This is a genomic window from Virgibacillus necropolis, assembly GCF_044793635.1.
In the GTDB taxonomy this organism is placed as follows: Bacteria; Bacillota; Bacilli; order Bacillales; family Amphibacillaceae; genus Virgibacillus_F; species Virgibacillus_F necropolis_A.
Genome location: NZ_CP084992.1, coordinates 2795178 through 2817243, shown reverse-complemented (window position 1 = coordinate 2817243; position 22066 = coordinate 2795178). Strand labels below are relative to the sequence as shown.

The following is a 22066-nucleotide window of genomic DNA, read 5'->3' as shown; positions in this document are numbered from 1 at the left end:
GGAATAGAGAATTATTGATTAAAGCATAAAATCCAGCGTACAAACCAGCATATTTTCTAAAATCCAAGTAATTTCCGAAAATAACTCGAATACGATTGACTAACAGGAATTTCTTCTCCGTTATTCATAGCCAACAGAAACGTGGAATGTGTATCAGGATAAATTTCTTTAATATGATTAACATTTACTATAAATGATCGGTGACACCGGACAAACAATTCTCGTGGTAACATGTACTCAAATTCTTGCAGAGCTTTTTTATGTGTGCCGGAAATGTCACCTGAAACTACATGTGTTTTACGATCTTTCACCTCTAAATATTTTACATTATTAAAAGGGATCGGCTTCCATCCATCTGATGTTTTGATGACTACAACCGATTTTCCTTCTGTAAATGCAGGGTAAATTGCGGTTACACACCCCTCAAGTTTACCCTCATGATGAAAAGGAACTGCCATTCCATGATAAGGAACTCCAAACATATCTCGATTGATAAACTCAGACACTTTTTGTTTCGTAATTAATGCTTGATGTGCTATAGTCCCTTCCTTAATTACATCTCCGGGTCTAATCTTCAAATCAACCCGTTTACTTGGGCGATAATAAATATATTCACTTGTATTTGATACAGCAATCGATATTTCATCAGAAAACAATTCCCCGATAACATCTAATAGGGAACCTAACGTTAATCTCTCCATTGTTAAAACACCTCATGTTGTGGTTTCACTATAATTTCATTCATTTAATTCAACCGTTTTCCTCTATTATAAACTTATTATAATTGATTGTCCGTTAACTAGGTTAATGTGCAGCTTTGAATGTGAACTTGGGCCAATCACTCTCATCCGCGAAAACGATGTCGAGTCAGCCTCTAGGTGGATGCATGAAAATTATAAATACTCTATAATTATATGTATTAACAGTTTTTGGGAGGTATCATTGATGGAGAAAGTGATTAGTGAGAATTGGAACCTTGATTCTCTTTATCCAGGTGGGAAGGAATCAAACAGGTTAAACGCGTTAATTTCAGGTTTAAAGCAGGATATGGCAGGATTACAAGGGAAAATTCAAACGCTTGATCAATCGAACAATTTGGTTGGCTTTTTTCAAGAAGTGCAGGAATACATTAGTGCGGCTTTTGAACTTGATGAGTTCTTGGTTTGTTTATACGCCGTTAATGTAGATGATCCAGAGGTTACCAAACTGATAGACGAAAGTGAAAAAATTAAAGCTGATATCGAATCTTTAAAAATAGATATGGATGAATTATTAGCAAGACTTTCCGATTCAGAATGGGAAGGTTTGCTGCAACATGACGAAGTGAAAGAATATCAATTTTACTTAGAAGAACGTAAACAAAAGATGGGTGATAAATTACCGATAGCGATGGAAAAGTTGATCAATGAGCTTTCCATAAACGGCTTCTACGGATGGGAAGATTATTACGAACAAATGATGGGTGCTTTACGGATCCCGGTTGAAAAAGATGGTCAAAAAGAGGAAATGTCGATTGGGCAGGCTCAGAGTTATGCTATGTTTTCAAGTGATCGATCAGTACGTCAGAAAACAGCTCGGACTATCATTGAGATCTGTGAAAAACAAGCAGACTCATTTGCAACTGTTCTCAATCGGATCAATGGATTTCGCTTGGATGTATACAAGCAACGCGGCTGGGACAATGTTTTAAAAGAAGCAATGGAGCAGAATAGAATTAAGGAACAAACAGTACAGACGATGGTATCAGCAATTAAGGAAAATAGAAATATTGTACATTCATTTTTAATACGTAAAGCGCAGGTCATGAATCTGGAAAAATTGGGTTGGTACGATACGGACACGCCAAGCTTCACCTCTGACAACAAGGTTTCTTATAGTGAAGCTGCTGATATAGTGATTACACAATTTCATAAGTTTAGTGATAAGCTTGGTAGTTTTGCTGAAAAAGCATTTTATGAAGGTTGGATTGAGGCTGAGGATCGGAAAGGAAAAATGCATGGTGGATTCTGCGCATTTATGCCATTAAAAAAAGAAAGTCGTATATTTTTAACGTTCACAGGGAGCTACCAAGACGTTGTGACAATCGCCCACGAACTTGGTCATGCCTACCATAATTATATAATGCAGAATGAACCTGCATTCACACAGGAAATCAGTACGAGTGTAGCAGAAACAGCATCTACATTTGCCGAAAATTTAGTACTAGATGCCGCTATTGAACATGCTTCTAATGAAGAAGATAAACTATCCTTACTAGAAATGAAAATTTTAAATGGATTGAAATACCAAGTGACCGTTCCAGCTATGTTTGAATTTGAGCAAAAGCTATACGAAAAAAGAAAACATGGTCCACTTACCGCAGACGAGTTATCAGATTTAATGGAAAGCATGACAAAAGATATTTACGGAGACGTTGTAGATGAACACAATAAATATTTCTGGATGACCATCCCCCATTTTTATCATACAGATTTAGCATTCTACAACATTCCATATACCATTGGTTATTTATTTAGTAATGGTATTTATGCTTTAGCAAAGGAACAGGGAGATCAGTTCCCTGAACAATATGATGAATTATTACGTAACTCAGGAAGAATGACAGTCGAACAATTAGCAGAAAGATACTTAAATAAAGATATTGTTGAGAAGGAGTTCTGGGAAGCTTCCCTTCAACCGACTATCGAAGCAATTAACGACTATTTGGAGTTGACTGAAAAAATGGTATAGATAGAAAAAGGGCGAACAGTGCTAGTGACACTGTTCGCCTTTTTTATTGTTAATCAAAACTATCAGCCAAACATCTATCGATCCGGATCCTCTGGGTGCAATGCCTTGGGACGCCTGTTTTTCGCTGGCATCGGTGCTCGATAGAACACATCCCTCGATGCACGATAGGAAAACGGAATAATTGGCCATAGATAAGGGACGCCAAGTGAATTTAACCGCGTAAGTAGAATGGTCCATAAGGCGATACCACCAACATACCCTAGAACACCAAATGCCGCTGTGGCCAATAAAAACGCGATCCGGGAAATTCGGTTTGCCAGTCCAAGTTCATATGATGGTGTTGCATAGGTACAAATTGCTACAAGCGCAATGTAGAAAATGACTTCATTTGATAAAACCCCAACCTCTACTGCCACTTGTCCAATAACTACCGCTGAAATTAGACCAAGCGATGTGGCCATTGCACTTGACGTGTGGATCGTGGCCATCCTCAAGATGTCCATCCCGACTTCAACCAAAAGCAGCTGAACTAATAAGGAAACGGCTAATACTTCTTTTGGACCGATAAATGACAACGCTTCCGGTAGCAATGACTGTTGTTCGGCAAATAAATACCAAAGTGGCAATAAAAACAGTGAAATAAAAACTGCAAAGAACCTTACAAATCGGAAATAAGCTCCTACAACTGGACGTTGCCGATATTCTTCTGCATGTTGCATATGATGCCAAAACGTTGCTGGTGTAATGATTACACTTGGTGAGCCATCAACCATTATGAGTACATGGCCTTCATACAGGTGAACAGCAGCGGTATCTGGCCTTTCTGTGTAACGAACGGTTGGATACGGATTCCAACCACGACCAGTAAGATATTCTTCTACCGTTTTATCAGCCATAGGCAACCCGTCTGTATCAATTTTTTCCAGAGAGCTTTTGATTTGTTTTACGATGTCCGGATCTGCAATATCCTTGAGATAGGACACACAAATATCGGTTTGTGATCGTCTACCAATCGACATATACTCCATCCGAAGAGAAGGGTCCCTGACACGTCGCCTTGTTAGAGCAGTATTAAAGACGATGGTCTCGACGTAACCGTCACGTGAGCCACGTGTAACGCGTTCCAAATCTGGCTCACTTGGAGTGCGGACTGGATATGTTCTTGCATCAATAATGATAATCTTATCAATACCATCAACTACGAGTGCGGACGCTCCACTTAACACCCAAAAGACAGTTTTATCTAAATCGTCTTCTGTACTCAACTCAATATATGGAAGATAAGTTCTCATTAATTTAAGTAATGGATCAGGTTCAAGCTGTTCGGGCTCAAGATCTGCGAGTAATTTCATTAAAAAATGCAATATCTTATCTTTTGCAAATCCATCTATTAAAAATAAACCCATGTCTCGTTCCGCATAATTCAAGTCAAGATGAATGGCATCAAAACTCTCACCAACACCAAGCTCTTTCTTCATATACTCGATATTATCCGTGAAATTATTGAACACAGGTTGTTTATTCTTTTTATAACCCATTGATTCCCCTCCTTTTTCTACCATTTGCACTACATTGAATATTCTTGTGCTTAGATGAATAGGAATTTTTAGAAAATAATTAACCTTCTACCATTCTTAACCAGTAAATAGCAAGATAAACGTGTGAATATCATATGGGTATTGAAGTAAAAGAAAGATTAATAGTAATGATGTGAACTAGGAGAAATAATTATCGATAGATTGACCAATAACTATAATTAGATTTACCAATGCAAAGGGGTACTTCAAAAATTTGAAGTACCCCTTTGCCATAAAAACTATCATGAACCGATACAGTAACTCGGCTATTAGTTTCAAGCTAAATAACTTTGCTAACTCTAAAGGTTAAATTTTGAAATTAAATCTTTCCGGCGATATACACATAGTACGATACCGATTATAATTGAGTTCAATAATGTTGGCATCAGACCATAACTTATAAATGGTAATGATATAGAGATCATCGGGAAATACCCTAGAATCATTCCAATATTAAACACAAACTGAACAGTAAATAGAGCAACTCCCCCAACTATTAACATTTTCCCAAAAGGATCTATTATTTTATGAATAATAAATATCATTCTCATTGTAAGAATTAAAAGAACAACAACAAGAAAGAGTGACAACAACCATCCAAAATGATAAGTGAGATTCACAAATACAAGATCTGTATGGGCTGAAGGAATAATTTTCATGTTATCTGAATGTCCAAGCCATCCCGCATCTAACAAAAGCTTTTTGCTTAGCTGAAAGAGGTATTCTACCCCATTTCTATTTTCTTGCGAGAATATAACTTCTTTTATATAAATGCTTGAGTTAAACCAAAATAATATTCCGGTAAAAGTAAATGTAGTGAATGTAAATAGAAGTTTATTTATATTACCTATAGAACTCCAATAAATCATGACTAATACCATTGTGATATATATAATGATGGTTGGTATGAAATTAACAAAAAAGAAAAAAGGAATTGGCATAATGAATAAGATCCCTATAAGCCAAAAACTTATTCTTTCACCCTCAAGAAATGACGCTAAACTTAGATAAAAAAATGGCAAACTTATTACGCTAGTAATTGTTAATGGTCCTATAACAAAATATGGAACCCCATTTACAGTAGCATTTGGAAATAGTAAAAGCAGTACTAAAATAGTCAATCCAAATGTGTAATAAAGCCATCTATACCTTTTTAACTTGATGTAATCAAAGAACATTAACCCTAGAGTCACTGCTATGCCAATCGCGGTAATAACAGTTTTATTCTTAATAAAATGATTATCGAAGTTAATTGAGATTAGAGGTAAAAACCCAAAAATAGAATTACGAATAATGTTAAGAACAACCACCAATCTATCCGAGGGCGATGTATTTTATTAAAATGTTGACCAAGCTTTATCGGACTACCCATCTGTTTAACTGCTCTTTCCTCAGCATCCGTGTCCGACATCCCCTTCTCAAGCCATATTTTCTTTTCATTCTTTAGATGATGATCAAGTTCACTGGAAATAAACTTTCTAGCTTCTGTTGATTTAATTTGGTTTATAACCTCATCCAAAAAAGATTTTCTATCTTGATCCACTATAGTCTCACCTCTAACATTATGCCTAGAGCAATTCCTTTCTTTGAACTATTTCTTTCCGCTTTTTTTAAGAGCTTAATTCCCTTGTTATTTAATCTATAAAGTTTCCTCTCAGCTTCGTCCCAAGATGATAGCAAATAACCTTTTTGCTCTAATCGATGTAAGAATGTATACAGAAACCCTTCATTTTCTTCAAACTTTTGTATACCTCTCCCCCTTATATGTTGCACCAATTCATAACCTGTTTTTTCGTGTATCAGAAGCTGCATAACAGAAAGAAGGATATCATCTTCTTTTTCTTCATGTTTTTGTATTTTTTGATGAATATCATTTATGTGTTGTTCTGAAAAATCTAACTGGCTAAATGTTGTATTTTTCATAGCATTTCGAAGCTTATTTAAACCTTCCTCCATTTATTTTCCTCCTAATTGCTCTTTTAATATTTTCTTCGCACGCTTTAGTCGAGTTTTTACCGTATTTGAATTGTTGCCAGTCACCACGGCAATTTCTTTGATTTGCATTTCTTCAAAATAAAAGAGATATATTACTTCTCTAAACTTCACTGGAAGCTTCATCACTGCAGAAGTTAACATATAATCCTCATCGTCCTGAATTACTGTATCCTCTAAACTTTTATTCTTGGATTCTTCGTATGACAAGTAATCTTCAGAGACAATAACATTCTTGTTGTACCAACTCTTTAGATAATCTTTGCAATGATTAATTGCTATTCTCCATAACCATGATTTGAATTTGGATTTCTTTTTGTAGGTATGTAGGTTTTTATAACATTTCACAAATATATCCTGGGTCAAATCCTCAGCAATAGCTTTATTATGTACATAGGAATAAACAAGCTGTAGAATTTCCTGCCCGTAATTTTTCATTACTTCATCGATAAGTGTTTCTTTGTCATCTATTTCAATTTTTTCAATGATAAATTCTTCCACATTTTCCCCTCCTACTAATTAGACGAGACAACCTAATTAGAAGTTTTTAATAATGAAAACATAAAAAAACTACATAAAGCATTAGCTAAAAAGAAAAACGGGCACTCTCCTTATTTAAAAGGCAGTGCCCGTTCCAAAATCTTACACAATTATATAATCTCAGTAACGTCAATCAAATTTCATTCAGGTTTTTCCACTACGGTTAACTCACCCGTTTCAGGAGAAATCGCGAGTCCATGAACCGGTGTGTTTGCAGGTAAAAATGGGTGACGACGGATGATTTCTACACTATTCTGTACGTTTTCCTCAACATCATCAAAGCCTTTAAGCCACTTTTCTACATCGATACCTGCATATTTTAAAGCGTCAAGGCCAGCAGGATCCATTCCTTGTTTCAATGCTTTTTCAATAATCGGTTCGGCATTTAAACCGGTCATTCCGCACCCGTAATGTCCGACTACGACCACTTCATCAGCTTGCAATTCATAAAGGGCAACAATAATACTTCTCATCGTACTACCAAAAGGATGGGAAATAACAGCTCCAGCATTTTTTATAATTTTTGCATCGCCATTACTCAGATTCATTGCACGAGGAAGCATTTCCAAGAGACGAGTATCCATGCAAGTAACGATAACTATCTTTTTATCCGGAAATTTTGTAGTTTGATATTTTTCATATTCTTTGTCTTGCACAAATTGTTTGTTATGGGCCAAAATAGAATCCATGACGGACATGTGATGCACTCCTTTTTTTAAATGTAATGTATGAATTTCTTTACCTATTAATAGTACCTAAAATAAATGACTTTAACAATTATCCGTTATAAAATATTTTCCCAGGATTTAATAAATTGTTGGGATCAAGTGTTTTTTTAATTGTCTGCATAACCTGTAATGAGTTTCCGTGTTCCAGTGATTGATATTTCATTTTACCGATTCCGACCCCGTGCTCGCCTGTGCAAGACCCACCTCTTTTAAGCGCGTATTCCACAATATGTCTATTATATTTATCCGCCTTTTCAACTTCCTCTTGATTCTCAGTATCTATCATTAGGGTTGTATGGTAATTTCCATCCCCTACATGTCCGACTATACCGCCTTTCAGGTCATATTTTCCCAATTCCGTTCGGGCAGATTCTATTCCTCCCGCTAATTCAGATAAGGGTAAACAAACATCCGTTGTCATCAGCTGTCTACCAGGAAATCCATGCTTAAATGCATAAGCAACGTTATGCCGTGCGTCCCACAATTGATTTCGGGCTTGGGTATCTTTTTCAAATTCAAATTCATGATTGTCTAGGTCAGCTAGTATTTCTTTCGTAAATTCAACATCCTGCATTAATCCAGCTTCATTGCCATGAAATTCGATAAACAACGTAGGCATTTCATCATAGTTTGTATCACTGAATTTGTTGACTTGTTTCATCGAAAGCTCATCAACCAACTCTATTCTAGCTATTTGAATTCCAGCTGAAAGAATATTGACTACTGCTTCAACGGCTTTATCAACTGAATGGAAAGAAGCCCTTCCTGCCATAATCATTTCAGGAATTCCATAAACGCGTAAGGTTAGTTCGGTAAAACACCCAAGCGTGCCTTCTGATCCTGTAAATAAACCATTTAAGTTATAGCCAGATGACGATTTTGCAGCAAGTGTCCCTGTATGCATGATCGTTCCATCAGCTAGCACAACCTCTAAATCCCGGACCTGATCACGCATTATGCCATATTTGACTGCAGTTGTTCCACTTGCGTTCGTTGCTACCATTCCACCTAATGTTGCATCAGCACCAGGATCTACGGAAAAAAACAGACCGTACTTCTTCAATTCCTGATTAAGTTTTGACCGGGTTACTCCAGGTTGTACCTTGACCAAAAAGTCATCCGGTAACACTTCAATCACGTTATCCATTAATGAGAAATCAAGTGAAATTCCACCATTATACGGAATAACATGACCTTCTAAACTAGTACCTAATCCAAAAGGTACGATAGGAGCTTTATGTTTACTTGCTATTTTCATAATTTCACTTACTTCTTCAGCATTTACAGGATATACAACAGCATCCGGTAGACTTGGTTTATGATAGGATTCGTCTTTGCTGTGTTGCTCTAAAATAATTGTATTTGTAGAGACTCGATCTTTTGGTATTGCCGTTAATAATTCATCTATGTAACTCAACTTCCTCACCCGCTCTTATGTAATTAATTTAGTAACCTTATACTATAAAATTCGACATTCGGTTTTAAAATCCTTTTTTTAACTACTAGTATATTAGACCCTGCATAAAATCTACTATCTTTTATGCACCTGTAAGCCTTATATTAAGCTAGTATTAACTTTCCTCATACGTTACTACTAATTATCGACAGAATATCAATAGCGTTTACATTTCCTTTACAAACTTTACAAAATTCGCAACTAATCTACTATTCTTATTAATGATTTTATCACTTAACATGTTAGATGAAAGTACTAATAAAATTCAAGGAGGAAGATCATGCGAAAAAAAGTGTGGGTAATCGCAACAATTTTTATGTTGGTTGCAGGAAGTGTTATTGGAATAAGCACTACAAATACTAGTGCTGATAGCGGAAAACAAAAGCACAATTCTGGCAACAATGGAAAAGTGAAAAATGTAATCGTCATGATTGGCGACGGTATGGGACCTGCTTACACTACTGCATATCGCTATATGCAGGATGATCCATTTACAATGCAAATGGAGAAAACTATTTTTGATAAACATTTCGTGGGTATGGCGAAAACATATCCCGAAGATTCCGAAGAAAACGTTACGGATTCAGCTGCAGCAGCAACCTCCATGGCTGCAGGAATAAAAACATATAACGGCGCAATCTCAGTTGATAATGATAAAGAACCAGTTGGAACAGTACTTGAATCTGCAAAGAAAAACGGCATGGCTACTGGTCTGGTAGCAACCTCTCAGGTAAACCATGCAACACCTGCTGCGTTTGGAGCACATGATGTTTCACGTCATAATTACAATGACATCGCTGATGATTATTTTGATGACATGATAAATGGAAAACACAAAGTTGATGTTATTCTTGGCGGTGGAACGACGTATTTTGACCGTGAAGACAGAAATCTTATAAATGATTTCAAAGAAGATGGTTATAACTATGTAACTTCCACAGAGGAATTGCTAGAAAATGAGAATGATCAGTTACTAGGTTTGTTTGCGCCGGTAGGTCTACCAAAAGCTATCGATCGTAAAGAATCAACACCATCATTAGAGGACATGACTACAGCAGCATTAGAACAATTAAGCCAAGATAAGGACGGATTTTTCCTTATGGTTGAGGGAAGTCAAATTGATTGGGCAGGACATGCGAACGATTCCGTTTCTGCAATGAGTGAAATGGAAGATTTCGCTAGAGCTTTTGAAACTGTAATTGAGTTTGCTAAGGAAAATGGACATACACAAGTTGTATTAACCGCAGACCACTCTACTGGAGGATTCTCGGTTGGCCGTGATGGTGCATACAACTTTAATCCAGAGGCTATCAAAGCAGCTGAGCGTACTCCTGAATTCATGGCGCAAGAAATTACCGATGGTGAATCAGTTGAAGATGTATTAGCTGAATATGTATCGTTTGACTTCACTGACGAGGAGCTTGCATCTATCAAAGAAGCTGCAAGTAAGAATGATTTCGATACACTATACGGTGCAATCTCAGAAGTGTTTAATAATCGAGCTGGAGTTGGCTTTACGACGAGTGGGCATACAGGAATCGACGTTCCGGTTTATGCCTACGGACCGAAGAGTGAGGTTTTCTCCGGATTGATAGATAATACAGATATAGCTAATGAAGTGTTTGGGTTTTTGAAATAAGTGAAATAGGAGAAGCGGACGGTGTTGATGCCGTTCGCTTTTTTTAAATAGCTAAAGATTATTTCATTTCAACAGAAATAACATAAACCTGCTCATAATTTGTAGCCATTTTCAGGTCTTCTTCTGTTTCAATATGATTTAGAATAGACATTCCCTTTTCATCTGTATACACAATAGTGGCAACTACTTTCTCTCCTATTGTTAAAGGTAATTCGCTTATAGATCCTGATCCAGAGGCCATATTTTCTCTTTCCTCTATATCATTCTTGGTTGTTACCGATGATTGACTTCCACCCCTCATTATTGAAGTAATCCACTGTTCTTGGTCAACACTTTTAAGGTTGTTGCATAAAAACCATTCGTACTACTTCCTTATGTTCCTCTTCCATTATCTTTGTACTAAGTTCACTAATTTGACGCACAAATTCGCCATTTTCATAGTAATCAACCGTCCCAGTAATTTTTGATACTTGGTCATTTTTTAAGTCAATATCATAAGCAAAAGAACGATTATCCATTAATTCCAGAAGGTTTTTCTCAAACTGTGTCAGCTCAGCTTGCTTTATAACTGCATCACTAGAAGTAGTTGTTTTTTCAGAACAAGCGCAAAGTAATAATAGTAATAATAATGGCATTAAGTAAAATTTGAAGTTTTTAATGATATAGCACTCCTTTATATTATTTCCTTCCCTTCTTGGGAGGTAGATCGTTTCTTTTTAAAACTAATAAAGGCTGTTTCGATTTTATTAAAAGCCCACTGCAGTGCTAATCCCTGAATCGCAATACCAATAATGGATATTCCAGTTAATGTCCATACTGAAATTGGATTCCCAATTATAAAAGTATCATGACCAAAAAAGAATAAATATCCAAATAAAACGAATAAAGCCTCATAATATGTTTGGATGGACCCTTCTAGATTCCAAATAACAAGGGATTCAACAAATAATAATACAAGAATTACCGATACTATCAAACTTCTAGATTGAAAAGTTAATTTCCTTATATATGGTGAAATATAGTATTTTGTGATTGTTTTAATCCGAAACAGGTAGATAATCCGTACGATTCTGGCTGCCTGGAAGAACTGATCAAATGGTATGATTGCAATTAAAAGAAATGGATTTTGCTTAATGAACTTCCACTTTTCCCTAGTGGCTATCAAACGAACTAAAAAATCAATGAAAAACACACCCCACACAATCCAGTTTATTGTTGAGTTGTATGTGTTTTCATTCCAGAGTGTGATAAGCGTTAGCATCACAAGTAAAATCATGATGCCCTCATATACTGTTTTTAAGATTTGTTGCATAACGTTCCTCTCCCGCGTGTATCTACCCCATTATATTAGAATAGCCGTGTGAATGACCATCCCCTATAATAGCTAAAAGCATCTACAGCCATATGTAGATGCTTTTCATTAACCATATTATTTTTACAAATTAAGCAAGTACATCCTGAAATTCAGGGGTTTTATCAATTTTTCCCTTGGCATAAGAGCATTCAGGAATAACTTTCTTTCCTTCTTCTCTTGCGTAACTAACAACCTTTTCCACAAGTTTACCCGCAACTCCCTGACCACTAAGCTCATCTGATACAACTGTATGATCAATAATTAATTTTCCACCATCTGTTGGAACAAACGTAATTTCCGCTAAAGGTTTCGCTTCATTATCGCCAACAAAAAATTTATTTTCGCCTTTTTTTATATCTATCATGTCATAATGCCTCCTTTTAGTTAAATATAGGCAATGTAACAATAATCATCATCAGTAAAAGTAATGCTAAATAATTCACTGACCAAATAAACATCACATGTGCCCATTTCATATCCTCTTTTGTAAAGAATCCTTTGATACCCACAGCTAACCAACTAAAGGTTAGGACCGTAGATATTATAATGAAGGTTGTACCTAGCTGGGCCAAGAAAAACGGCAATGGAAGTAAGCATGCGATGTAGACAACCATCTGTCTTTTTGTAATGTCAAAACCATGAACAACCGGAAGCATCGCAACTTCGGCAGCCTTATATTCTTCATATTTCTTTATAGCAATAGCAAATGTATGTGGCATCTGCCATATAAACAAGATAAGAAATAATACAATTGGCACGATATGATAAGCCGGTTCTATTGCCGCCCATCCAATTAAAGGTGTAACTGCACCAGAGATACTTCCAATTACTGTATTAAGTGTGTATCGTCGTTTTGACCACATTGTATACAAGATAACATACGTAAACCACCCCACGAATGCGTACAGGGTTGCTTCAATCGTTGTAAAGAGCAACAAAATAAAGCCAAGTACAGTAAATACAATTCCCATAATTAAAACGGCTTTAAGGGAAATCGTACCTGTTACTGTTGGACGATTTTTTGTTCTATCCATTACTCTGTCAATATCAACATCGTACCAATTATTAAGAAGTAGTGCTCCAGCCATAACCATTGTACTCCCTGCAATGGTTAACAAAAACACACCCCAATAATCGATAAAAGATGCATGCGTAAAATATAGTGCTAGCCAAAATCCTGTAAATACGGGTAGTATATTTAAAAGCAATACAATGGCTTTAAATAATTCTTTTAAATCCTTCAAAATAGAAACATTTTCTTTCTCTGATATGGTGCGTTTTTCAAACTCCTGTGAGGAAGGAGTCTCCTCTTTATTCATTTTCATATCCTCTTTCTATAACTGACTAGCAGATTTAATTCTATATATACATGATACCATTTCTATTCCGTTAATGACCATTGATGAACCTTCAGTTTTGGGGGAACATACTCCATGAGGAGGTGAAATATATGGCTAGGAAGAATAAAATTTTGGTACCGGAAGCCCGGGAAAGTTTAGACCAATTAAAAGGACAGGTTATGAAAGCAAATGGCTATGAAGTAAATATGGCTGATCCTGACACCGTAAAATATGAAGTTGCAAATGAACAAGGCATTTCTTTACAAAAAGGGAACAACGGCCAATTCACCTCAGAACAAGCAGGGAAAATTGGGGGTCCAATTGGTGGCAGTATGGTCAAAGAAATGGTCAAAATGGCTCAAAAAAATATGACACAAAAATAAATGTATCCGCTGGTTTTAAATTTGTATAACCAGCGGATATTTCACCCTGTATACAAGCGAAAAATGAGGAATTTCTAAATAGGATAAAACCGTTAATTTCAGAAATACTAACCATAGTAAGAATCGGTCCTTATAAAGATAAATCCCAACAAACACAAGTCAACTGGATTTAATATAGGAGATTTAGGAGTGGTACGCAATGAAAAAGGTAACTTCAGTTTTTTGGATTACATTGGCAATTACATTAATCTTATCATTTTGGGGAGTACTGGCTCCAACAATGTTTGAAAACATTTCCAGTAACATTATGGGTTATATATCCGTTCACTTCAGCTGGTATTATTTATTAATCGTCACTCTATTTGTCATATTTTGTTTATACTTGATCATAAGTCCTTATGGAAAGATTCGACTTGGTAAGCAAGAGGACAGGCCAGAATTCAGTTATTCCTCATGGTTTGCCATGCTTTTCAGTGCGGGAATGGGGATTGGGCTTGTATTCTATGGTGTAGCTTCTCCTGTCTCTCACTATATTAAGACTCCCCCTACAGCTGAACCTGGTACAGTTGAGGCTCTTGAGGACTCGTTACGTATCACATTCTTCCATTATGGTATTCATGCATGGTCGATATATGCCATAATCGCTTTGGTGCTCGCTTATTTTACATTTCGCCATGGAAAACCTGGATTAATCAGCGCTACACTTGAACCTCTTTTTGGTGACAAAATGAAGGGACCATGGGGAAAGACAGTCGATATAATTGCCGTGTTTGCAACCATAGTTGGTGTAGCTACTACACTTGGATTTGGTGCTACCCAGATAAATGGAGGGTTCACATACCTGCTTGGGATCGATAACGAGTTTTGGGTCCAGCTAGTTATTATCCTTGTCGTAACTGTTTTATTTATGTTTTCAGCCTACTCAGGTCTTAGTAAGGGAATAAAATACTTAAGTAATGCAAATATGGCCCTAGCTGGAATCCTATTCTTTGCTACGTTAATACTGGGACCAACTCTGTACATTTTAAATTCTTTTGTAGATACTCTTGGAGCGTATGTTCAAAGTCTTCCTACTGAGAGTTTACGTATATCGCCGAATGTTGAGGATGAGCGGCAGTGGGTTAGAGATTGGACCGTTTTCTTCTGGGCTTGGTGGATTGCCTGGGCCCCTTTCGTTGGGATTTTCATTGCCCGTATATCAAAAGGACGCACCATCCGGGAATTCCTATCGGGGGTTCTTATCGTTCCTTCTGTTGTCAGTTTTCTGTGGTTTGCAACATTTGGAATGTCGGGCATCCATGCACAAAATAACGGTATAGATATTGCTGGTCTCCCCGCTGAACAAGCCCTTTTTGGAATGTTTGATCAGTTCCCGTTTAGCGTGATCCTAGCCATATTGGCCATCATGTTAATCGGAACGTTCTTTATTACCTCAGCAGATTCAGCCACCTTTGTATTAGGGATGCAAACTACAAACGGTTCTTTGTCTCCCCCAACATCAGTTAAATTTGTATGGGGCTTTGCACAATCAGCAATAGCAGCTGTACTCCTTTATACTGGTGGTCTGCAAGCTTTACAAAATGCATTAATTTCAGCAGCTTTTCCATTCTCATTCATCATGCTACTAATGGTTTTTTCTTTTTATAAAGCTTTGAGGAAAGATAAAGCGAAAACGAAGCTGTAGTAGGAGCAAAAGCGCAAGCGCCCGAATAAAGGAAGGGCGACTAAAACCGGCACGTCCTGTGCCAACGTCGCCACAACCCGCCTCCTGCGGGCCGCCGTATGGCCTGTGCCCACGCAACGTGAATAGTTCGATGTTGCCACGCAAAGTGGCGGTCTTAATCGAACCTCCTTCTTTCTTTTGAGATATAGGAAACACGAAGAGCGTATGCGATTAAGGACGTTCGACTATGTCGAACTGTTATCGTAAGGAGGAGCCATGTTTTATTGCGCCGAGTTTACGAGAAGCAGGAAGGGCACTAGGCAATGGGCGCTGGCCGATAAAAACGCCACGTCCTGTGGCTTTATCGGCACTAGTACGTCCTGTACGTCGGAGCTGGACGTGGCTGATTATACACATCAGTTATCCACGCCTTCCAGATCTAGAGTACGCTAAACAGTTTAAAAGCGGCATGACTTTTTATTGGTCATACCGCTTTTGTTTATGGTTTTTAAGCAATTTCTCATCGAGCATTTGAAATACCTTTTTCAAGCTTTCTTTAGGTATAGCCGAATACTTATCCCCCATACTAACCTCATAATAGCATCCCTTATTCTTTGTTCCTCTTATGTTTCCAGTTAAACCAATTCCTGTTGCTTTATAAATTGATATTAATACGGATTCAATATCCTCTTTTGCACCATCAAAATGGACATGAAACATATTAGATACAGGTACATTAGGGGTTGTCGACACAGCATGGCATTGATTATAAAATCCAGCAAGTTCTTTTGCATCCTCATAATACTGATTCATTTTATCTTCCCGTTGATCAAAATAATAATCCGCACTAACAATGTAAGGATAAAGACTGATTAAATCACCACCGTGACGCCTTTTCCATACCTTTGACTTCTCTGTAAAGTCTTTACCACCCGCTAGAATTGCCCCTGCGATTCCACCTATTCCTTTATAAACAGAAATATAAACACTGTCAAAAAGACCGCAAACTTCAGTGGCCGACTTTTGATAATACGGAAGGATTTCAAAAAGCCTAGCACCATCCAAATGCAACTTAATTTTATGATCACGACAGTAAGCGGAGATATCTTCAAGTGTTTGATAATCCGGTAATTGACCGCCAATCTCACGTTGAGGTAATTCAAGCAATAGGCATGCAATATCTTCCTTCATGTTAACGACATCATCTAATTGAATAATTCGATCTTTATCAGCTAATAATACAGTTTCAATATGATGAAGTTCTTTTAACCCATCCTGTTCATGAATCTCTAAATGACACAATGGATGGTACGCAACTTTTTTCACGCCCTTATCATCACACCAAATCCTCAATGCAATTTGCTGCGCCATGGTACCACTTGGAAAAAATACCGCAGATTCCTTTCCTAAATAATGAGCCATTTTATATTGGAACTCTTCAATGATTTTGCCGCTTCCATACATATCACTTTCTAGTTCGCCATCTACATTCTCCAATGCGTCTTTAAGTACTTGAATGTTTCTACCGCCATGACCGGATACCTGATAATCAGTTTGTTTATATGCTCCTAACAATGTGTTTTTTTCAGTCACTTTTTTCTTCCCCCTCCACTTTGACACCAAATAAAGCATAGACCTGCCATTCCAAAATATCTAACTACTTCGGTTACTCATTTAAGTTTAGCCCTTTTTCTCATTTCTCACAATATTTATTCTTAGGTACATTATCTGAACAAGACTATATCTGGAAATTTCGGTTAGAATAAGAAGGTGAAAGACAGTTCTAGGAATATCGAGGGATAACTATATGGAACTTCAGTTGATTGAGGTATATGCACCCCAAAATTTTAACTATCAGAATGAATTATTACACAAGTTCTCATTTACTTCGTATTGGATTTCACATGAAAACAACGAAGTACATATTCGGATATTAGTTAAAAAACAAGATGCAGGTAAAATTTTAAATTTCCTGGAGAAAGCAGCCTCTGACAAAAACAGTCAATTTGATGCCATGCTATATTCAGTCAAAGCATACATCCCCAGTAAATATAATGAAAAAAATACACCTAGTGATAATAAAGACCAATTTGAAAGGGCAAGCAGACTGGAATTACTTTCGGTTGTTAAAGCTTCAAGTGAAATTAACAGTGGTTTTTCTTGGTTTACAATTTTTGCTGCGCTTGTCGCTACTGTTGGAATTATTCAAAACAGTCCTGCCTTAGTTTTGGGAGCAAATATTATCGATCCATCAATTAGACCTATAATGGGGGTTTCGTTTTCTTCCGTTCTAGGTGAAAAAAAGTTGGTTCGCCAATCAATTAAAACTGCTATGTACGGTCTTACCATTCCAATCACAATTGCGGCTTTATTCGGATATTTATTTCCCTTACCTGTTAACAGTAATGAATTTCTAGCTCAAACAACGGTTCACCTTCTAGACATTGTTGTTGCAATTTCCGCTGGTGCTGCAGGAGCCATTTCTTTTGTTAAAAGATCACATGGACAATTAGTGGGGGTAATGATTTCTTTAGCAGTATTACCCCCTGCTATTGTTTTAGGAATGATGGTAGGTGCTTCCGAGTGGCATTCTGCTATTCAACCACTATTATTGCTCTTAATTAATATTAATTCAATCATGTTGTCCGCTATTTTAGTATTTTGGTTCAGTGGCATTAAACCAGTAAATTGGAAAGATATTCAAGAAGCTAGCACTTCACGTGCTAACTCCCTACTGTTTACCGGCATAATCCTTTTAGTATTAATCATTGCTGTTGTTCTTCTCAATTTTAGCATTTTCGATGTCAGTCCGTTTGTCTTCTCGTGGATAGTTCCTCATTAACCATAGAATACATACTATCCACACCACCGCTGGTTGCCTCAAAGCAATATGAATTTTCCATGCTAATTCCTACATTATCCGCTTCTTTTACCACATCAATGTTTGCACCAATGAAGATAAACTCCCAGCCATATTTTTCTTCCTGGTGACGAATCATTTCTTTTACTTTCTGATGAGAAAATTCACGGCTCGCGTTTTCCATACCATCCGTGGTAATAACAAATAGTACCTTACCAGGTGTTCTTTCTTCACTAGTTTTTGACAACCTTTGCCCAACGTCTAAAATGGTCTTCCCCACTGCATCAAGGAGAGCGGTGGTCCCTTTAACAAAATAATTCTCTTCAGTTAATTTAACTTTGTTTGCATCAACACCATTCCATAATATTTCATACTGGTCATCAAATATCGCTGCCGTGAGTATAGTTTCCCCTTCTAGCCGACATTGTTTTTCGACCAAAGCGTTAAATCCTCCAATAGTATCCTTTTCAAGCCCTGACATCGAACCACTTCGATCAAGCAAAAAAATAATTTCTGTCAAGTTCTTATTCATATAAATCATCCTCCTAAGTTTTATATCATGATATAATGGTAGCTGAGTTTATCTGTTATATGGTCGCCTGGAAAGCGACATTTAGGGAGGGAAAAGGATGCTTGATAAGAAGCTAATGGCAGAGTTGCAGGAGTATGTAGAAAGTCGCTTGGATTGTTTTGTTGTCTATAACGAACCAATGTATAGTGAAAGTAAAGTCCTTAAAGAGGTTAGCGAAAATGAACTGGATGAGTTCATAAAAAATAACCGTAAACCCGAATTTAAACAGGTCTTATTTAATTATATTGATGAGAAAGGTTTGAGTGATCCTGAAATTTATAATAAAGCCTGGATTGACCGTAAGCATTTTTCAAAAATACGCTCCAACCAAAACTACCGACCTGGAAAAAACACCATTATTGCTCTTGCTTTATCCCTTGAGTTAAATAAAAAAGAAACCGTTAAGCTATTAAGCTCAGCCGGTTACTCTTTCTCAGACAGTGATACTTCTGATTTAGTTATACAATTTTGTTTTGAGAAAAAAATATACGATATTTATGATGTTAATGAGGCATTGGATTATTTTAGTTTAGAACCGTTGATTGGGTAGAATTTTTTTAGCTTCAATCTAATGGATTAATAATAGCTAATACCTGATGGTCTTCCCATTTCCCGTTTATCTTAACGTTTTTCTTGGCAATTCCTTCTTTATGAAAACCCGATTTCTCTAGCACACGAATGGACCCAATATTATGTGGCATGACTCCGGCCTCTATACGATGTAATTTCAACTTTTCAAAACTATATTCAACAATTAATTTAACAGCTTCTGTGGTAAAACCTTTACCATTATTTTGTTTATCTAAAAAATACCCTATATAAGCGCTTTGTAATGATCCACGGATTACCTGAAAAAGGTTGATTGTTCCCATTAAACGATTATCGTCGTTTTTAAATATCCCAAAGTTATAATCCTTGTCTTGTTTAAAGTCTTCTTGAAATTTTTCTATCCGCTCAATTTGAGCCTCTATTGTATAGTAATCACTTTCGCGTGCCATAGAGAACTTTTCAAAAAAATCACGATTTTTCTTTTGCAATGCAAGAATTGCTTCCGCATCCTCTAAAGTAAACTCTCGCACATGAATATTTTCACCTTTCACAATGATATCCCCCAGTCACTATGTACATTCATATAAATTCTATTACATTACCTTGGCGACTTTTAATAATTTCCGCATCCTGACTATTTTTTTCGCTAAAGTATTGTTCATACCAAATTAAGAACATAAAAACCGTCCAGATCTTACGTGCATTGTTTGCCTTTCCTTCGTAGTGCTCATTTAACAGGTTCATGATTTGAGCCTGATTGAAGAACTTTGCAGCATCTGAATTCATAAAATAGAACTTAATTTTTGTATAATATTTTTCAATACGAATCCAGTTACGAATAGGAACGGGAAACCCAATTTTTTTACGATTGGCAGATTCCCTTGGAAGGGTACGGGCTGCAGCTAATCGAAATGCGTACTTCGTGTCCAGGTCATTTACACGATATTTAGTAGGAACCTTTCCCGCTATTTCCGCTACATTACGATCTAAAAACGGTACTCGAAGTTCAATTGAATGCGCCATACTCATCTTATCAGCTTTTAATAAAATGTCATCCACTAACCAGTGGTGTAAGTCCATATATTGCATTTTTGTCAAATCGTCTTCATGTTTGACTTTGTCGTAACAAGGCTTTAGAATTTCCTTTACAGTTGGTCCGTTACCATACGGAGTTTTTAATAAGCTGTTTGCCTCATTTTCAGGAAAAATTTTCGCTTGCCCAATAAACCACTCTTCTACAGGAAGACCACCTTTAATTAAAAAATTCTTCCCTCTAATTTCAGGCAGATTCTTCGCAATTAGCCCTAATGGCTTGCGGAACCAATACGGGAGCTTTTTATACTTTTTCAGGGTGGGATTAGTATTGTACTCCGCATACCCACCGAACAATTCATCCGCTCCTTCCCCAGAAAGCACAACGGTCACATCATGGCTTGCAAGCTCTGCTAAGAAATAAAGCGGTACAATTGATGGATTGGAATGTGGCTCATCCATCATGTATTGAATGTCCTCTAATTTATCTAAGCATAAATCTGGATTCAGTACTTCCTTCACGTTTTCAATACCAAGCTCATCGGATAATTCACATGCATTGTCTATTTCGGAAAAGTTTTGGTCGCTAAAACCTACTGTAAAAGTTTTATTCGGTCTTAATACGGATGCGACATAACTTGAATCTACACCACTTGATAAGAAAGATCCCACATTTACATCACTGATCTTATGTGCATGTATCGATTCACTTACTACATGATCGATTTCTTCGACCATATCTTCTAAAGGCTGTGCGCCAGGATTAAATTCTGGAGTCCAGTATCGCTTAATCTTTATGTTCCCGTTTTCGTAAGTCATGTAGTGAGCAGCTGGTAATTTATAAACACCCTTAAAGAAGGTCTCATTTAAAACCGAATATTGGAAAGTCAGGTATGGTTTCAACGCCTCCTCATTCAGAACCTTATTAAAATGTGGATGAGGTAGAAAACTTTTAATTTCAGATCCAAAAAATAGTGTGCCTCCCATGTGAGCATAGTAAAATGGTTTAATCCCAAACATGTCACGTGCTGAGAATAACTTTAAATTTATTCGATCCCAGATTACAAAAGCAAACATACCGCGTAATTTCTCAACTAATTTTTCTCCATATTCCTCATAACCATGAATAATAACTTCACTATCCGTATTCGTTATAAAAACATGGCCTTTTAAAACGAGTTCTTCTCTTATTTCTTGAAAGTTATAAATTTCTCCATTAAATATCAAAACCAATGAATTATCCTCATTGTAAAGCGGTTGACTTCCGTAATCTAAATCAATGATACTTAGACGCCGAAAACCAAGAGCAGCATCCCCTTCAACAAAATTTCCGGATGAGTCAGGTCCACGATGTGTAATTTTGTTCATCATTCGTTCTAAAACCATTGAGGCATCCTCTGTATCACCAATAAATCCTGTAAATCCACACATAGCAGGCAGCTCCTCATTAATAGTCTACTAAACTTCTCTCAAAATTGTTTTTCCGAGCATTGTAAACTGATTTATCCCTCACCTTCATTTTTAAATGATGTATAACTATTAGACGTAAACATTATTTATTTGTTTCACTATTTTAAATATTAATGAAAATAAGCAGGCAAAACCACCTGCAATGTACCTAAAAATATGAAAAAAATTGATCAATGCTGGCT

At 36.7% G+C, this 22066-nt stretch carries 23 protein-coding genes; 6 read left to right on the top strand and 17 right to left on the bottom strand.

Going from position 1 to position 22066, the window contains the following annotated elements:
- Positions 1 to 56: 56 nt before the first annotated feature.
- Positions 57 to 701 (bottom strand): LytTR family DNA-binding domain-containing protein, encoded by a 645-nt coding sequence (locus LG329_RS13650; RefSeq protein ID WP_404451370.1) that lies wholly within the window; start codon positions 699 to 701, stop codon positions 57 to 59.
- 244 nt (positions 702 to 945) lie between these two features.
- Between LG329_RS13650 and LG329_RS13645 the strand changes: the two genes are divergently transcribed.
- On the top strand, positions 946 to 2730 hold the full coding sequence (locus tag LG329_RS13645; protein ID WP_404451369.1) for a M3 family oligoendopeptidase: 1785 nt from the start codon (positions 946 to 948) through the stop codon (positions 2728 to 2730).
- Positions 2731 to 2804: 74 nt separating this feature from the next.
- Here the strand turns inward: LG329_RS13645 and LG329_RS13640 are convergent, their stop codons facing one another.
- From LG329_RS13640 to LG329_RS13610, 7 genes are all read right to left on the bottom strand, one after another.
- On the bottom strand, positions 2805 to 4268 hold the full coding sequence (locus LG329_RS13640) for a spore germination protein (protein WP_404451368.1): 1464 nt from the start codon (positions 4266 to 4268) through the stop codon (positions 2805 to 2807).
- 338 nt (positions 4269 to 4606) lie between these two features.
- Complete coding sequence (locus LG329_RS13635; RefSeq protein ID WP_404451367.1) at positions 4607 to 5617, bottom strand: FtsW/RodA/SpoVE family cell cycle protein; 1011 nt, start codon at positions 5615 to 5617, stop codon at positions 4607 to 4609.
- Positions 5566 to 5850 carry a permease prefix domain 1-containing protein gene (locus LG329_RS13630; protein ID WP_404451366.1) on the bottom strand — a complete coding sequence of 95 codons (285 nt, stop codon included), beginning with the start codon at positions 5848 to 5850 and terminating at the stop codon, positions 5566 to 5568. The genes LG329_RS13635 and LG329_RS13630 overlap by 52 nt, the downstream gene beginning before the upstream one ends.
- Positions 5850 to 6263 (bottom strand): PadR family transcriptional regulator, encoded by a 414-nt coding sequence (locus tag LG329_RS13625; protein WP_404451365.1) that lies wholly within the window; start codon positions 6261 to 6263, stop codon positions 5850 to 5852. The genes LG329_RS13630 and LG329_RS13625 overlap by 1 nt, the downstream gene beginning before the upstream one ends.
- Positions 6264 to 6800 (bottom strand): sigma-70 family RNA polymerase sigma factor, encoded by a 537-nt coding sequence (locus LG329_RS13620; protein ID WP_404451364.1) that lies wholly within the window; start codon positions 6798 to 6800, stop codon positions 6264 to 6266. It abuts the gene before it with no gap.
- Between the two features lie 179 nt (positions 6801 to 6979).
- Positions 6980 to 7537 carry a beta-class carbonic anhydrase gene (locus LG329_RS13615; RefSeq protein WP_404451362.1) on the bottom strand — a complete coding sequence of 186 codons (558 nt, stop codon included), beginning with the start codon at positions 7535 to 7537 and terminating at the stop codon, positions 6980 to 6982.
- A 79-nt stretch (positions 7538 to 7616) separates the two neighbouring features.
- Positions 7617 to 8975 carry an FAD-binding oxidoreductase gene (locus tag LG329_RS13610; RefSeq protein WP_404456677.1) on the bottom strand — a complete coding sequence of 453 codons (1359 nt, stop codon included), beginning with the start codon at positions 8973 to 8975 and terminating at the stop codon, positions 7617 to 7619.
- Between the two features lie 328 nt (positions 8976 to 9303).
- On the opposite strand from LG329_RS13610, the gene LG329_RS13605 reads away from it, so the two are divergent.
- Positions 9304 to 10662: an alkaline phosphatase gene (locus LG329_RS13605; RefSeq protein ID WP_404451361.1), complete on the top strand. Its 1359-nt coding sequence runs from the start codon at positions 9304 to 9306 to the stop codon at positions 10660 to 10662.
- Between the two features lie 58 nt (positions 10663 to 10720).
- Here the strand turns inward: LG329_RS13605 and LG329_RS13600 are convergent, their stop codons facing one another.
- The 5 genes from LG329_RS13600 to cyoE all read right to left on the bottom strand — a co-directional run bounded on the left by LG329_RS13600 (position 10721) and on the right by cyoE (position 13335).
- Positions 10721 to 10963, bottom strand: coding sequence for a hypothetical protein (locus LG329_RS13600; RefSeq protein WP_404451360.1), 243 nt, complete (start codon positions 10961 to 10963; stop codon positions 10721 to 10723).
- 34 nt (positions 10964 to 10997) lie between these two features.
- On the bottom strand, positions 10998 to 11297 hold the full coding sequence (locus LG329_RS13595) for a hypothetical protein (protein ID WP_404451359.1): 300 nt from the start codon (positions 11295 to 11297) through the stop codon (positions 10998 to 11000).
- A gap of 38 nt (positions 11298 to 11335) precedes the next feature.
- Positions 11336 to 11974 carry a transporter gene (locus tag LG329_RS13590; protein WP_404451358.1) on the bottom strand — a complete coding sequence of 213 codons (639 nt, stop codon included), beginning with the start codon at positions 11972 to 11974 and terminating at the stop codon, positions 11336 to 11338.
- Between the two features lie 130 nt (positions 11975 to 12104).
- A complete protein-coding gene (locus LG329_RS13585) occupies positions 12105 to 12380 on the bottom strand; it encodes a GNAT family N-acetyltransferase (RefSeq protein ID WP_404451357.1) in 276 nt (91 codons plus the stop codon).
- Between the two features lie 16 nt (positions 12381 to 12396).
- Entirely contained in the window at positions 12397 to 13335 is a 939-nt protein-coding gene (cyoE, locus tag LG329_RS13580; RefSeq protein ID WP_404451355.1) for a heme o synthase, read from the bottom strand.
- A gap of 131 nt (positions 13336 to 13466) precedes the next feature.
- On the opposite strand from cyoE, the gene LG329_RS13575 reads away from it, so the two are divergent.
- Both LG329_RS13575 and LG329_RS13570 read left to right on the top strand, forming a co-directional pair.
- Positions 13467 to 13739, top strand: coding sequence for a small, acid-soluble spore protein, alpha/beta type (locus LG329_RS13575; protein ID WP_404451354.1), 273 nt, complete (start codon positions 13467 to 13469; stop codon positions 13737 to 13739).
- 199 nt (positions 13740 to 13938) lie between these two features.
- Complete coding sequence (locus LG329_RS13570) at positions 13939 to 15423, top strand: BCCT family transporter (RefSeq protein ID WP_404451353.1); 1485 nt, start codon at positions 13939 to 13941, stop codon at positions 15421 to 15423.
- Between the two features lie 456 nt (positions 15424 to 15879).
- On the opposite strand, the gene LG329_RS13565 is transcribed toward LG329_RS13570, so the two are convergent.
- On the bottom strand, positions 15880 to 16995 hold the full coding sequence (locus LG329_RS13565; RefSeq protein WP_404451352.1) for a threonine aldolase family protein: 1116 nt from the start codon (positions 16993 to 16995) through the stop codon (positions 15880 to 15882).
- A gap of 214 nt (positions 16996 to 17209) precedes the next feature.
- Between LG329_RS13565 and LG329_RS13560 the strand changes: the two genes are divergently transcribed.
- Positions 17210 to 18244 carry a TIGR00341 family protein gene (locus LG329_RS13560; protein ID WP_404451351.1) on the top strand — a complete coding sequence of 345 codons (1035 nt, stop codon included), beginning with the start codon at positions 17210 to 17212 and terminating at the stop codon, positions 18242 to 18244.
- On the opposite strand, the gene LG329_RS13555 is transcribed toward LG329_RS13560, so the two are convergent.
- On the bottom strand, positions 18207 to 18794 hold the full coding sequence (locus LG329_RS13555) for a VWA domain-containing protein (RefSeq protein WP_404451350.1): 588 nt from the start codon (positions 18792 to 18794) through the stop codon (positions 18207 to 18209). The two genes, LG329_RS13560 and LG329_RS13555, sit on opposite strands and share 38 nt — an antisense overlap.
- A gap of 97 nt (positions 18795 to 18891) precedes the next feature.
- On the opposite strand from LG329_RS13555, the gene LG329_RS13550 reads away from it, so the two are divergent.
- A complete protein-coding gene (locus LG329_RS13550) occupies positions 18892 to 19383 on the top strand; it encodes a hypothetical protein (protein WP_404451349.1) in 492 nt (163 codons plus the stop codon).
- 13 nt (positions 19384 to 19396) lie between these two features.
- Here the strand turns inward: LG329_RS13550 and LG329_RS13545 are convergent, their stop codons facing one another.
- Together LG329_RS13545 and asnB are read right to left on the bottom strand one after the other, a co-directional pair.
- The gene (locus tag LG329_RS13545) at positions 19397 to 19936 is read right to left on the bottom strand and encodes a GNAT family N-acetyltransferase (protein WP_404456674.1); all 540 of its coding nucleotides are present in this window, start codon (positions 19934 to 19936) and stop codon (positions 19397 to 19399) included.
- A gap of 25 nt (positions 19937 to 19961) precedes the next feature.
- Positions 19962 to 21845, bottom strand: coding sequence for an asparagine synthase (glutamine-hydrolyzing) (gene asnB, locus LG329_RS13540; RefSeq protein WP_404451348.1), 1884 nt, complete (start codon positions 21843 to 21845; stop codon positions 19962 to 19964).
- Between the last annotated feature and the right edge of the window lie 221 nt (positions 21846 to 22066).

Excerpts from the sequence above, each read along its gene's own strand:
- asnB (WP_404451348.1), bottom strand. The coding sequence starts at position 21,845 with ATGTGTGGATTTACAGGATTTATTGGTGATACAGAGGATGCCTCAATG.
- LG329_RS13575 (WP_404451354.1), top strand. The coding sequence starts at position 13,467 with ATGGCTAGGAAGAATAAAATTTTGGTACCGGAAGCCCGGGAAAGTTTA.
- LG329_RS13570 (WP_404451353.1), top strand. The coding sequence starts at position 13,939 with ATGAAAAAGGTAACTTCAGTTTTTTGGATTACATTGGCAATTACATTA.
- LG329_RS13595 (WP_404451359.1), bottom strand. The coding sequence starts at position 11,297 with ATGCCATTATTATTACTATTATTACTTTGCGCTTGTTCTGAAAAAACA.
- LG329_RS13600 (WP_404451360.1), bottom strand. The coding sequence starts at position 10,963 with ATGAGGGGTGGAAGTCAATCATCGGTAACAACCAAGAATGATATAGAG.
- LG329_RS13650 (WP_404451370.1), bottom strand. The coding sequence starts at position 701 with ATGGAGAGATTAACGTTAGGTTCCCTATTAGATGTTATCGGGGAATTG.
- LG329_RS13645 (WP_404451369.1), top strand. The coding sequence starts at position 946 with ATGGAGAAAGTGATTAGTGAGAATTGGAACCTTGATTCTCTTTATCCA.
- LG329_RS13590 (WP_404451358.1), bottom strand. The coding sequence starts at position 11,974 with ATGCAACAAATCTTAAAAACAGTATATGAGGGCATCATGATTTTACTT.
- LG329_RS13615 (WP_404451362.1), bottom strand. The coding sequence starts at position 7,537 with ATGTCCGTCATGGATTCTATTTTGGCCCATAACAAACAATTTGTGCAA.
- LG329_RS13585 (WP_404451357.1), bottom strand. The coding sequence starts at position 12,380 with ATGATAGATATAAAAAAAGGCGAAAATAAATTTTTTGTTGGCGATAAT.
- LG329_RS13550 (WP_404451349.1), top strand. The coding sequence starts at position 18,892 with ATGCTTGATAAGAAGCTAATGGCAGAGTTGCAGGAGTATGTAGAAAGT.
- LG329_RS13605 (WP_404451361.1), top strand. The coding sequence starts at position 9,304 with ATGCGAAAAAAAGTGTGGGTAATCGCAACAATTTTTATGTTGGTTGCA.
- LG329_RS13560 (WP_404451351.1), top strand. The coding sequence starts at position 17,210 with ATGGAACTTCAGTTGATTGAGGTATATGCACCCCAAAATTTTAACTAT.
- LG329_RS13640 (WP_404451368.1), bottom strand. The coding sequence starts at position 4,268 with ATGGGTTATAAAAAGAATAAACAACCTGTGTTCAATAATTTCACGGAT.
- LG329_RS13555 (WP_404451350.1), bottom strand. The coding sequence starts at position 18,794 with ATGAATAAGAACTTGACAGAAATTATTTTTTTGCTTGATCGAAGTGGT.
- cyoE (WP_404451355.1), bottom strand. The coding sequence starts at position 13,335 with ATGAATAAAGAGGAGACTCCTTCCTCACAGGAGTTTGAAAAACGCACC.
- LG329_RS13625 (WP_404451365.1), bottom strand. The coding sequence starts at position 6,263 with ATGGAGGAAGGTTTAAATAAGCTTCGAAATGCTATGAAAAATACAACA.